Below are 12,959 nucleotides of genomic sequence, written 5' to 3'. Positions count from 1 at the left end.
CCCATTCCCGCAGATGGTCATGAAGGGCGATCCAGGTGCCATCCTTACGCCAGTTTCGAAAGTAGGTGTACACCGTCTGCCACGGCGGCAAGTCTCCCGGTAAGGCCCGCCATTGCACCCCCTCGACTAGTACATACATGATGGCGTTGAGAATCTCCCACAAATCAACGCTCCGGGGTCGTCCACCAGGCTTGGCGGCAGGCAGTAAATCACTCAGAAGCTCGTACTGGTCTCGGGTTAGGTTGCTGGGGTAGTCTTTACTCATCGTCTCACTCCGGCATTGCTGACATTCATCTGCAACTTATACGGAGTGAGCTTTTTTACTCAAGCCCTAACTTTTCAAACACCCTCTTAGTCGCTATTGCTTAAATTTTAGACCTAAATCTCTGTAGCTACGGAGACCGAGCACAGCAAATTGAGACATCATAAATTCCGAATAGCTACTAGGGCGATCGCCCATTTTTGCCGCATAAAGTGGATAAACAACTGAGCCACGCAACTCCAGGGATGCATCTTGGAAACGGTAAGCCATGAGCTTTTATGGGTAACTATAAAAGCCCCTTGAGACTTCTAAATCCATTACCCGGCTGCTGCAAAACTTGGTCTTACCGTTTTTATTTTGGAGATACCCAAATGCCTAGACAAAAGAGAAGTTCCCCGGCGCTCGAAAAAGCCCATCGCCGCCTCGCCGGTATGCAGTCTGTCACCAGGACTATCGATTTTGGTAACGGCTACACCATAGAAGCCTATGAAGAGCACATTCAGACCATGCAAGAAAAGCTCATGGCCTACAACCGCATGCTGTCGATGGTAGATGGTGTCTACAACGACATGCTGATGGCCGAGCGCAAACTCATGGATTTTTCTGACCACATGCTCTCCGGCTTCGGCGTCCGCTACGGCAAAGACAGCTCCGAATACGAAATGGCCGGAGGCCGCCGCAAATCTGACCGCCAAAAGCGCGCTCGCCGCACCGCCAACACTATGAACGTCGCCTAAACAATAGGCAGCAGCCCAATCAAACACCATCCCTAGGCGGTTTTATTGAGGACGTGTACGGCTGTAGCAGACCGTATACGTCCTTTTAAGTAGGGTGGGCACCGCCCACCAACCCATTTATTCATTACTCAGAAGTGCTCCCCAATTAACTCCTCGCTCTCCAGAGCTACACCATTTTCCCAAAGCTCATATTCGCTAATATCAACCTCTTCGTTCCACACGATTCCGTAGCCTCCTGCCGCAATTTCAAAGTTCTTGAAGAAAGCCGGTTGTCGCAGTGGAGAAAACATCGGAATATTCAAAAGCTGATGGATGTCGTATTTTTTTGATTTTCGATTGGTAAATTCCACTACCAATGTAAAGTCATCAACTGCTCTAGCTTTAAGAATCCGGGGATATTTCATGGCGATTATCGACCCAAATTTACCTTAGAGGACGTTTGAAAAGTGATTTGCTGTAGCTTTAGTCCCTGCTGATCCCCCCTGCCCCCTTAAAAAGGGGGGTTTAAAATTCCACTTTTTAGGGGGGGTTTAGGGTGATCTCCACTTTTGTTACAAGAAAGAGGACTTTTCAAACATCCCCTTAGCTCGACTTTATCCATTTGAAATTGGAGCCATTTTCGGCGGTGCCTGGATCGCAGTCGGATAGCCAAACTTTTTCAGACATGCCATATTTGACTGACATGCTGAAAAGTCTAGAGAAAATCCGGCCTGCCAGAGCCAGCGCCGTGTAAGGGTTCTAGCAAATGGATAAAGTCGAGCTTAGTGTTAGTGCAGCCAGGTTTTTAGGCACAACTCTTCATTTCCGCCTGCGCGGAATTCATGCGCGGGGCATCGGTGGCTAATGCGGCGGCACCCAAGTACGCAGGACGCGACCGGGGATTGCTTTCCCCAGCCAGGGAGTATTGGCCGAAAGCGATCGCAGCGTTGACCGCGTAACCGTCCAGGTAGTGCCGGGGTCAAACAAAATCATTTCGGCGGGCTGCTGGGGCTGAATAGTCGGCGGGGTTTGGCCCCAGCAAGCAGCAGGATTTGTGCTCAGCGCCTGCACCAGCGTCAGCGGTGACCAGTCGCCCTGGGTGACAAAGGTATCCCACAAAATCCCTAACGCTAGCTCCAGGCCGATCGCGCCGGGGGGCGCAGAGGGAAAGCCCACGGTTTTGTCTTCGTAGGTGTGGGGAGTATGGTCGATCGCGATCGCATCCACCACCCCATTCTTCACCCCCTCAATCAGCGCTGCCTGGTCTTCAGGATTTCCCAACGGTGGCGACAGCCGCAGGTTGGGGTCGTAGCTGCGCAGATCCTTCGCGCTCCACAGCAGGTGCATCCAGGTGGTGCTGGCAGTAACGGGCAACCCGCGTTCCTTTGCCTGGCGAATCAGTTCGACCCCGCGTCCGGTAGAAATTCGCATCAAGTGAACGGGGGTGCCCACCTCGGCGACACATTCCAACAGCGCAGCCAAAGCCGCCGTTTCAGAGCTAGCCGGGTCGCCCACCAGTCCGTAGATCAGCGAAAACGGGCCTTCGCGGGCTACACCGCTGTCGCGCAGGGTGCGATCGCAGCTCCACAGCGCCACCGGCTTGCCCAGGGGTCGCAGGTATTGCAACAGCCGCTGCACCAGTAGTGGATTTTGAATGGCTCGACCGTCGGCAAAGCCTGCGATCGCAGACTCAGACAGCTCCACTAGCTCCACCATCTGCTGACCCTGGGCACCCTGGGTCAGCGCACCCCAGGGGTACAGGTGAGGCAGAGACGAATTGGTGCGCGCAATGGAGTCGTGTCGAGCCAGCAGCTTGTCTACCATCGCCGGATGGTCGATCGCAGGCTCAGTATTTGGCAAAATGCCCAGTCGGGTAAAGCCGCCCGCCTGCCCCGCTGCCAGCAGCGACTCCAGGGCTTCCCTCGGCTCGTGGCCCGGTTCCCCCGAGTGGCTATAGAGATCCACCAGACCCGGCAGCAAGACCTTCCCCTGGCCCTGAATCATCTCGGCACTGGCGGGGATGACGGTAATTGACGGAGCGATTTCTGTCACCACACCGTCCTGCACCAGCACATCGGCAAGCTGATCAGTCTGGGTCACCGCATCCAGCAACCGCACCTGCTGAATCAGCTGCACCCCAGTTGCCGAAACCTCCGTCACAGTGCCCCCGCTGCGGTCTTATCGAGCACGCTGCCCGACAGGTGAATGGTGATATTGGCCGTGACCAGCACCGGGGCGCTGTCGATGCCGTTGGGGTAGTCGATCACGCTCACTGCACCGTTGCCCTGCTTAAACCGCCAGAAAAACTCTGGCCCCATGCCCAGCATATGGCAGAGCAGCGCCTTGTTCACCGCATCGTGGGCCACCACCAGGACGGTCTGCACAGTGTCGCCGCCGCTGTGGGCCGCGACGATTTCCTTCCAGGCAGCGATCGATCGCAGCCACACCTGCTCCAGGTTTTCGCCCCCCGGCATTTGCACGGTTTCGGGCTGGCTCTGCCACTGCTCCAGCATCCCCGGATAGTTGCTCTCAATCTCAGACTCGTAAAGCCCTTCCCATTCGCCGTGGCTAATCTCTCGCAGCTCATTCACCGAATGCAGCGTTAGCCCTGGATGGTGCTGCAGAATGATTTCCGCCGTTTCTTTGGGTCGCGCCATAAAGCTGGTGTAGGCCGCGTCGATCGCCACCGGTTTGAGAAACTCTGCCGCCTTAGCGCCCTGGGCGCGGCCGTTGTCGTTGAGGGGCACATCGATCTGGCCCTGAAAGCGGCCCTGGCGGTTCCACTCAGTTTCGCCGTGGCGCACCAGCAGCAGGCGGGGGCCTTTGTGGCCGCGCCGCATTTCGGGCAGCGGTGCCCCCATATGGCTGGTCAGGTTCATGGCCTCGACCTGTACCGGGCTGCCCCAGCCAGCGGTAAAGTTCAGCACGCTTATGCTGCAATTGGCCTGGTGCAAATTGTTGAAATACTCTGGCCCCAGCCCAATGGCGGTGCTAATCAGCGCTCGGTTGATGGCGCTGTGGGCGACGACTAAAAGGGTTTTGCCCGCGTGCTCGGCCAGCAAACCCTGCCAAAACCTCGCTGCCTGCTGATACAGCTCGCGAATTGGGTAAAACTCGATCGCGGTGCCATCGGCCTGGGGCACCGCCATCACCAGGTTGGCCGGGTCGGTGCGCCACTGGTGAAAGGCTTCGGGATACTGGCCTTCAGCGTCGCTAAAGGCCATGCCTTCCCACAGGGGCAGGCTGATTTCTTTGAGGTCGTCGGTAAAGGTGGGGGTCAGGCCTTGCAGCTCGGCGGCAATAATCTCAGCGGTTTTGCGAGCGCGTTTGAGAGGGCTGGCCCACACCCCGTCGAAGGGAATGCCCACCAATGCCTGGCCCACCTGGAGCGCCTGGGCCTCGCCCTCGGGGGTCAGCTCTGACTCATCGCAGTGGCCTTGGATGCGCTTGAGCTGGTTGTAGGTGCTCTGCCCGTGACGAACGATAACAACGCGGGTTTTCAGGGGTCTGTCCTCTCAAGTTGCTCAATCAACGTCAGATTTTACCCTGTTGGGGAACCGCGCCGCAGCCGCGTCGAGCACTTGGCAGGCGCACCTGGCCTCATCTCCCCCTCGAACTACCGCATTCGATAGATGTGGCATAACTTTGGCCTTGCCACACTGGGGGGCATAGATCTTGGGCTGAACCGGCCCGAGAGACACCGCTCAGGGCATAAACTATGGTGCAATTTGGCTATCACGCCTCCCACGAGCAGTTTGCCCCCAGTGCGCTGCTGGGCTGGGCGCAGCAGGCAGAGCAGGCTGGCTTTAATGCCATTACGTCTTCTGACCACTTTCATCCCTGGAGCGATCGCCAGGGAGAATGCGGCTTTGCCTGGTCTTGGCTAGGGGCCGCTATGCAGGCGACCTCGCTGCCCTTTGGCGTGGTGTGTGCCCCCGGCCAGCGCTACCATCCCGCCATCATTGCCCAGGCGGCAGCGACTTTGGGGGAGATGTTTTGCGATCGCTTTTGGGTAGCCCTCGGCAGCGGCCAGGCCATGAACGAAGCCATTACCGGCCAGCCCTGGCCAATCAAAGCCCAGCGCAACGCCCGCCTCAAAGAATGTGTGGATGTCATGCGCACCCTCTGGGCTGGCGAAACCGTTACCCACCACGGCTTAATCCAAGTAGAAGAGGCCAAACTCTACACTCGCCCCGCCAACCCGCCCCGCATTATGGGAGCCGCCATTACCCCTAAAACCGCCGAGTGGGTAGGCAGCTGGGCCGATGGCTTAATTACTATTTCTCACCCCCACGACAAACTGCAGCAGGTGGTCGAGGCCTTTCGGCGCGGCGGCGGTGAGCACAAACCCATGTACCTCAAGGTGCAACTCTCCTACGACCCCGATCAAGAAACGGCCCTGCAAGGCGCCTACGACCAGTGGCGCACCAATATTTTTGAAAGCCAGGTGCTGGCCGATTTTAGGGTTCCTAGCCAGTTCGATGCCGCTGCTACCTTTGTCAAGCCAGAAGATATGTACCAACATGTGCGCATTTCGGCTGACCCCCAGCAGCATATTGAGTGGTTGCGACGGGATGTAGAACTGGGCTTTGAGACCATTTCTCTGCACAACGTCAATCGAGAGCAGCAGCAGTTTATTGAGGTCTTTGGCGAGAAGGTCTTGCCGTTTCTAAAATAGTTAAAATGGTGGGCGGTGCCCACCCTAAAATGGTTGCAGCCGCTAAATTCAAGCTGGTATATCTCTTCCCAGAAATCCTCTAAGACTGTCAGATATTCCTATTTTTCTCTTTTATTTTCGCTCTTTCCCGATACGCCGATTCATATAGGTTTATTATGCTAGATCTTTGGTACAAAAACGCAGTTCTGTACTGTCTCGATGTAGAAACCTACATGGATGGCAACGGCGACGGCGTGGGCGACTTTATTGGGCTAACCCAGCGCCTAGACTACATATCTGGCCTTGGGATTACCTGCGTTTGGCTGATGCCTTTTTACCCATCACCCAACAAAGACAACGGCTACGACGTGATGGATTACTACACCGTTGACTCGCGGCTGGGTTCGCTGGGCGATTTTGTTGAGTTTGCCCGCCAGGCCAGAGAGCGGGGCATTCGCATCTTGGTCGATCTGGTGGTCAACCATACTTCCGACCAGCACCCTTGGTTTCAGGCGGCCATCAAAGACAAAAAATCGAAGTATTTTGACTACTATTTTTGGTCAAAGCAAGAACCTGAAAACATCGAGGAAGGCATCGTTTTTCCGGGGCGGCAAGAATCGACTTGGACGTATCGGCCTGAAGTAGGTGCTTACTACGCCCACAGATTTTATAATCACCAGGCTGACCTAAACATCACCAACCCTGAGGTCAGAACCGAAATCAAAAAGATTATGGGTTTTTGGCTAGAATTGGGGGTGTCTGGGTTTCGCATTGACGCCGCCCCCTTCTTAATTGAGCTGACCCAGGCCGACAACGTGTTTGAACGGGTCGAAGACCCCTTTATCTACCTCAACGAACTGCGCGATTTTCTCTCTTGGCGGCGGGGAGATGCCATTTTGCTGGCCGAGGCCAATGAATCTCTGGAAAAACTGCCTGACTACTTCGGCGGCGGCGATCGCATGCAGATGTTGTTCAATTTTTGGGGCAATCAACACCTTCTGTTGGCCCTCGCCCGCGAATCGGCGGCCCCCCTGGCTCAGGCCTTTAAAGAGTTGCCCCCCTCGCCGCCCACCGGGCAGTGGGCCAATTTTGTGCGCAACCACGATGAGCTAAGTCTAGATAAACTTTCCGACGACCAGCAGGATGAAATTGCGGCGGCCTTTGCCCCCGATCGCGACACCATGTGGATCTTTGATCGCGGCATTCGCCGTCGGTTTGCGCCGCTGCTCGACGGCAATCTGCAACGGCTCAAGCTCACCTACAGCCTGCTGTTCACCCTGCCCGGCACCCCTGTAGTCAACTACGGCGAAGAGCTGGGCATGGGAGACGACCTGTCGCTAGATGAACGCCAGCCCGCCCGCACCCCCATGCAGTGGTCAACGGCCCCCAATGGCGGGTTTTCTACAGCGCCCGCCGACCAGCTGGTTTTGCCGGTGATTGACTCCGGCGACTATGGCTACAAACAGGTAAATGTCACTACCCAGCAGCGCAATTCTGGCTCACTGCTGAACTGGATGGAGCGGGCGATTCGCCTGCGCAAGGAATGCCCAGAGTTTGGCTGGGGCCAGCCGCAATTTTTAGACACCAACCACGACAGCGTTTTGGCCCACCGCTGCGAGTGGCAAGGCAACGCGGTGATCGCGGTGCACAATTTCAGTCAATCCGACTGCAAGGCGTCGCTAATGCTGAAGGATGACGTGGGCAAATGCCTGATCGATCTATTTGAAGATCAGCCGGAGGATGTAGTCTCAGATTCTGCCTACGATATTCCCCTGCCTGGGTACGGCTACCGCTGGTTTCAGGTGGGGCATCCGTCGGAGTAGCTATCGCTTGCACACAAATGCACGGCGATATTGGGATTGGTTGCCCCCCCCTACCCCCTACCCTGCGGGAAGCCGCAAGCATCTATAAAAGGGGGCAGTTGATCCAATATCTGCAAAAGGGGGATAGTGAAACCCTTTTTGAGGAAGACTGCCCCCTTTACGTAAGGGGGCTTTATTGAGGAACTCGGGCAGGGTAAATCTGGGGGATCGTAACGGGGCCTCAGCAAAAAAGAGATGTCTATGAGCCGTAGGTCTGATTAGAGCGGGCGACCTTCCAACCTGCCGATGCACTCGGTCACGTCACCCTAGCTCAAAGAGTTAACGTTGCATCAGTTGGGCCACGGCCCGAGCGATGGTATCGGGCTCGATCGGCTTGGCCAGGTGCCGCTGAAAGCCGCTGTCGATTGCTTTTTGAGAGTCTTCTTCGCGCACGTAGGCGGTGAGGGCGATCGCCGGTACCAGCCCCCCCTGCTCGGGGGGCAAAGCGCGAATCTGCTGAATCAGCGCGTAGCCATCCATCTCGGGCATGCCGATGTCGCTGACCAGCACGTGGGGTTTGAATTTGGCCAAGGTGGTGAGCACCTCGGCCGCAGACTCAAGACCCACCACCTCGGCCCCATACTCGCCCAGCAGCAGGGTCAGCAGGGCCAGCCCGTCGGGGTTGTCATCCACCGCGATGACCCGCACCCCAGCCAGATCGATCTGGCTGGGCAAAATCGCGGCTACTCGCTGGCTGGGGCGATCGCTCATCAGCGGCAGGCTCACGGTAAACGTGGCCCCCTGCCCCTCGCCGGGGCTGTCGGCGGCAATGGTGCCGCCGTGGGCTTCCGCCAGGTAGCGGACGATTGCCAGCCCCAGACCCAGGCCCCCAAACTGCCGGGTAATCGAGGTATCGGCCTGGCGAAAGGAGTCAAAAATATGCGGCAGAAATTTTGGACAAATGCCTCGGCCAGTGTCGGTGACCTTGAGCTGAGCCCAGCGGTCTACCTGAGCCAGCTGAATCGTAATCTGGCCCTGCTCGGGGGTAAATTTGATGGCGTTGGTCAGCAGATTCCAGACGATTTGCTGAATGCGCGCCCCATCGCCCTGAATCAACCCAATGTCGGGCAGGTCGCTCTCAATGCGAATCGCCTTGGCATCGGCGGCGGCCTGAACGGTTTCGATCGCCGACTCGATCACAAACACCGGATCGACCGAGGCGGGTTCGATCTTAAGTTTGCCGCGCAAAATCTTGGCGATATCCAACAGGTCGTCGATCAGCTGGGTTTGCAGCTTGGCATTGCGCTCAATCGTTTCTAGGGCGCGGGTGGTTTTGGCGGCATCGAGTTTTTTGGTTTGCAGCAGCTTGGCCCAGCCCAAAATTGGGTTGAGGGGCGACCTCAGCTCGTGGGATAAAATCGCTAAAAACTCGTCTTTGATGCGGTTGGCTCGCTCAGCCGCTTCGCGGGCGGCCTGCTCTTGGCGCAGCAGCTGTTCGCGGGCGGCTTCGGCCTGTTTTTGCTGGGTAATGTCTAGCACGGTGCCGATAAAACGCAGGGGCGTGTCGTCGCGGTCAAAATAGGTCTGTCCCTTGGCCCTCACCCACCGCTCTACCCGGTCTTGAATGCCGATGACGCGGTATTCGACATCGTAGCTGCCGCCGCTAGCCACGGTTAGAGAGTCTGCGATGACCAATTGCAGGCGATCGCGATCGTCGGGATGCAGCCCCTCGTAAAACCGCTCAACGCTGCTGTCGGCCTCGGGCGACAGACCAAAGATAGCTTTGCAGCCCGCATCCCAGGTGAGCCTATTGGTCGTCAGGTTCCAGTCCCAAATGCCCATGCGGGCCGACTCAATCGCCATCCGCAGACAGTCTTCGCTCTCCTGAAGGGCAAGTTCGGCCTGCTGGTGTTCGGTGGCAATGTAGATTCTTTCGCTGATATCCACAGCGGCGCAGGTGACGCCAACGATGGCGTTTTGGGCATCGTGAATCGGGTCGATGGTCAGATCGTAATAGGCGGTCTGGCCATTGGTCACCACCTTGACCTCTTCGCGCAGGCCAATGCCGGTGGCGATCACCTGACGCTTGAGGTGGGTGAGGCGGGCAGCAGTCTCGGGCGATGCGAGATCTTCGTCGCTCTGGCCAATCACCTGCTCTACGGACAAGTCTTGGGTGGGGTTGTAGATCCAGGTGTAGCGCAGGTCAAGATCCTGGTTAAACAGGCTGATGGGCGCACTTTTGAGGGCAATGTTGAGGCGCTCGGTAGTCTGTTGCAGGGTCAGCTCGGTCTGCCGCAGATCGGTGATGTCGGTGTTGGTGCCAAACCAGCGCACCACCCGGCCCTGCTCGTCGCGCACCGGAATGGCGCGGGAGAGAAACCAGCGGTAGGTGCCGTCTTTGCTACGCAGGGGAAAGGTGTCTTCCCAGGTTTCGCCGGTTGCCAGGCAGTGCCGAAACTTGCTGACCACGCGATCGAGGTGGTCGGGGTGGTGCACCTGCTGCCAGCCCCAGCCCTGCATGGCGTCGAAGGTGGTGCCGGTGTAGTCAAACCACCGCTGGTTGTACCAAAAAATCCACCCGGTGGCGTCGGTCATCCAGGTAAATTGCGAGATGTTGTCGGCCAGGGTGCGAAAGCGCTCTTCATTCTCTTGCAGCCGCAGCTCGGCCTGTTTGCGATCGCTAATGTCGGCCAGCGCCCCAGGGAAGGCCACGGCTCGGCCCTGGCTGTCGTACTCGGCCCGCCCGCGCGCAATCACCCAGCGCTCTTCTCCCTGGGGCTTGCCAATACGAAACTCGGTGGCGCAGCTCTCTCCGGTGGCGATCGCCTGGTCAATGGCCGCCGCCACCCGCGCCTGGTCGTCGGCATGAATGATGTTGATAAATTTCTCCAGGCGCACCCCGGCGGCAACGCGCTCGGGGTCGAGGCCCACCAGTTGGGCAAAGCTGCGGTTGGCCACCACCCGATTCTCTAAAACATTCCAGCACCAGGTGTAGACCGAGCCAGCGGCCAGGGCGGCTTCGAGCTGAATGTGGGCCTTTTGCAGCCGCAGCTCGGCCCGGTTGCGATCGCGCAGCGCCGCCTGCTGCTGGCTGATATCGACCGTAGAGCCCACCACGCGCATCACCCGCCCCTGCTCGTCGCGCACCAGGCAGCCCCGCTCCCAGACATCGACCCAGCGGCCATCCTGGTGGCGCACTCGGTAGTCTGACTCGTAGAGCTGGCTAGAGCTGGCGAACAGTTCCTCCATGCGGTGGCGCAACCGCGCGCGATCGTCGGGATGGATGCGATCTTCCCACCACCGAGAAGTGGGCGAGGCTTCGTTGACAGGCACCCCAATTAGATCGAACAGCTGCTCAGAGCGGTAGACGCAATCGTCCCCATCTAGGCTGACCTCGCTGGCGTCAAACACCAGCCCGTTTACCGCCTGCACCACCAGTTGAAAGCGCTCCTCTAGCCGCTTGTGCTCGTCGATATCAACGACGGTGCCCACCCAGCCGGTGATCTGCCCGGTGCGATCGCGCGTCGGTACGCCCCGATTCATAAACCAGCGGTAAACGCCATCGTGACGGCGAATGCGGTGCTCAATTTCAAAGGGTTGGCCTGCGGCAGTGGCTTCGGCCCACCTGTCTAGGGTGGGGCCATACTCCTGAGGATGAACGCAGCTAGCTCCGGCCAGCCCCGCCGAGTCAGCGGGGCTCAACCCGGTGTACGCATACCAGCATTGGTTCCAGTAGTAGACGGCCCCGGTGCGATCGGCCATCCACACCATGTGGGGCAGGGCGTCTACCAGCGCTCCAGGGGGCGATTGGGGAGGTGCCGCGATCGCCGCTTCTACCTGGGTTTTCCTCAGTACGGGGGCAATTCGCCCTGCGCTTCCTCCAGACATCGCCGCTTCCAGCGCCAAACCCAGTCCCTCTGGAGTGAGCTGATCTTTCACCAAATAGTCAGCCGCCCCGGCCTTGAAGGCCGCCACCGCCGTTTTGAGATCGTCTTCACCAATCACAATGGCGGGCGGACAAGGGGTTCCCCACAGTTCTTGCAGCTGCTGAAGCAGGTCTAGGCCATGCCCCTCTAGACCGTCAGCGTTGCCGTCAGCCTCAATCAGCACCCCATCGATCTGGGCAGGCTGGTATCGGCTAGCCATCTGCCCATCGCCAAGCACTTCGACGACCCGATAGCAGGCAGTCGGCTCATACCGCAGCATTTGCCCATAGCGATCGGATTGCCCAGGCAACCTAGTGACCAATAGAACTGTCCGCTCGGGGGGTGTCATAGCAAGACAATAGTTCAAACCTTGAATTCGCCCCTCTGCAATGGGCAATTGGCGAAGGAATGCCCCTTCCGAGTCCAATCCCCGTTTCCCGTTTTTGGAATGCCGCAGACCTTAGGCTGCGCAAATCGCCCCAAGAGCCCCCGGCAACCGAGCCAAGCACAACCCTAGAACAAGCCGTAAACCTCGCAGGCAGGCAAATCCGCAGATTATTGAACGAATCTTATAGTGTCTACCAGCACGACAGGAATATGTCTAAGGGAAGAAATACGTAGAGCATCATCCCCTAGTGGCGCTGTCGTGGAACAGGTTGTGGCGCGGCTGGCCTTGCTCTTTAATGGGAGGCAGCCCATGGCCAAGTTCCCCCATCACAGCCTCAATCGCCAACGCCAATCGACGAGGCTGTTTCGTCAGGGGCAGCGTCTTGATCTGAAAACGTAATCACCAGCACATCGTCATACTGAGTCTCAGCCAGCCCGACCAACGGTTTGGGTGGCTGAGACTCAAACCCTAGAGGGCGACTGCTAACGCCGCAGCGCACTCGGTAGCCCAAATCTTTGAGGCCATCGCTCAAGGTCTGAATCACCGCTTCATCCTTCAAAGCGGCCTCTCTCTGCCAGATAACGGCATATTTGGCCTCTTTAGCCAGCGCTTCAGCCGCGCCGGGGGCACCCCCCAGGTCTTGCCCCAAATCTCGATAGCGGCGCATCACCGCGCCCCGAATGCGCTTTTTGCTAACCTTCTCCCCCAGGGCGATCGACAGCTTTTTCCAAAGCTTATAGCCCACCGATTTTTCAATGTATTCAGGGTTAGAGGGATAGATTTCGTCGTAGGTTTTGCCTTCCCAAGAACCGAGAAATATACTGCTTTCCAAATCGTTGAGGCGTTGCCCTACGGCCTGCAAAAGAGCATTATCAACAAGCACAAGAGCCGCATGAGGCGTAATTTCTTCGGGGTTAATTATACTCGATCGATCTTGCATTGCGGATACCTCTTGAGCGGCATGAAAAAGAATTCTCTCCTTATGAGATGGCAAAGCAAAGGGGCATGAGAGACTGAAATTTATGCATTAGTTTAGACCTGCCAGCGGCACCCAAAGCTGATCCAGATCACATTCAAGCGTGATAATACGGGTTTATAAATTCACGAAAATCACACTTAGTCTCCATAAATTTCGTTAGGCTTTACCCACAACTGGTTAGAGGCTCAGACTAATGCTGAGAAATTGAGAGAAACCCTGGTGTTTTAAG

The 12,959-nt window shown here is 57.4% G+C and carries 10 protein-coding genes; 3 read left to right on the top strand and 7 right to left on the bottom strand.

Annotation, left to right across the window (positions count from 1 at the left end):
• Window positions 1–265 (bottom strand): transposase (locus tag VB780_RS21805; RefSeq protein ID WP_323353289.1); only part of this gene is annotated, 265 nt, incomplete at its 3' end.
• Window positions 266–358: 93 nt separating this feature from the next.
• A complete protein-coding gene (locus VB780_RS21800) occupies window positions 359–532 on the bottom strand; it encodes a hypothetical protein (protein WP_323353288.1) in 174 nt (57 codons plus the stop codon).
• Window positions 533–633: 101 nt separating this feature from the next.
• Here VB780_RS21800 and VB780_RS21795 point away from each other — a divergent pair, with 101 nt between their 5' ends.
• Window positions 634–999: a hypothetical protein gene (locus VB780_RS21795; RefSeq protein WP_323353287.1), complete on the top strand. Its 366-nt coding sequence runs from the start codon at window positions 634–636 to the stop codon at window positions 997–999.
• A gap of 128 nt (window positions 1,000–1,127) precedes the next feature.
• On the opposite strand, the gene VB780_RS21790 is transcribed toward VB780_RS21795, so the two are convergent.
• From VB780_RS21790 to VB780_RS21780, 3 genes are all read right to left on the bottom strand, one after another.
• The gene (locus VB780_RS21790) at window positions 1,128–1,403 is read right to left on the bottom strand and encodes a DUF2442 domain-containing protein (protein WP_323353286.1); all 276 of its coding nucleotides are present in this window, start codon (window positions 1,401–1,403) and stop codon (window positions 1,128–1,130) included.
• Window positions 1,404–1,839: 436 nt separating this feature from the next.
• Window positions 1,840–3,138 (bottom strand): dihydroorotase, encoded by a 1,299-nt coding sequence (locus tag VB780_RS21785; RefSeq protein ID WP_323353285.1) that lies wholly within the window; start codon window positions 3,136–3,138, stop codon window positions 1,840–1,842.
• Window positions 3,135–4,463, bottom strand: a complete 1,329-nt coding sequence (locus VB780_RS21780) for a histidine phosphatase family protein (RefSeq protein WP_323353293.1) — start codon at window positions 4,461–4,463, stop codon at window positions 3,135–3,137. Before VB780_RS21780 ends, VB780_RS21785 begins: the two co-directional genes overlap by 4 nt.
• A 233-nt stretch (window positions 4,464–4,696) precedes the next feature.
• On the opposite strand from VB780_RS21780, the gene VB780_RS21775 reads away from it, so the two are divergent.
• Together VB780_RS21775 and VB780_RS21770 are read left to right on the top strand one after the other, a co-directional pair.
• Entirely contained in the window at window positions 4,697–5,656 is a 960-nt protein-coding gene (locus tag VB780_RS21775) for a TIGR03885 family FMN-dependent LLM class oxidoreductase (protein WP_323353284.1), read from the top strand.
• A 155-nt stretch (window positions 5,657–5,811) separates the two neighbouring features.
• The gene (locus tag VB780_RS21770; RefSeq protein WP_323353283.1) at window positions 5,812–7,458 is read left to right on the top strand and encodes an alpha-amylase family protein; all 1,647 of its coding nucleotides are present in this window, start codon (window positions 5,812–5,814) and stop codon (window positions 7,456–7,458) included.
• 318 nt (window positions 7,459–7,776) lie between these two features.
• On the opposite strand, the gene VB780_RS21765 is transcribed toward VB780_RS21770, so the two are convergent.
• Together VB780_RS21765 and VB780_RS21760 are read right to left on the bottom strand one after the other, a co-directional pair.
• Entirely contained in the window at window positions 7,777–11,673 is a 3,897-nt protein-coding gene (locus tag VB780_RS21765) for a PAS domain-containing protein (RefSeq protein WP_323353282.1), read from the bottom strand.
• A gap of 412 nt (window positions 11,674–12,085) precedes the next feature.
• Entirely contained in the window at window positions 12,086–12,691 is a 606-nt protein-coding gene (locus VB780_RS21760; protein ID WP_323353281.1) for a hypothetical protein, read from the bottom strand.
• Window positions 12,692–12,959 lie beyond the last annotated feature (268 nt).

It is taken from the genome of Leptolyngbya sp. CCNP1308, assembly GCF_034932455.1.
Lineage (GTDB): Bacteria > Cyanobacteriota > Cyanobacteriia > Phormidesmidales > Phormidesmidaceae > Nodosilinea.
The sequence above is the reverse complement of the archived record's forward strand: the minus strand, read 5'-3'. Positions and strand labels throughout refer to the sequence as shown.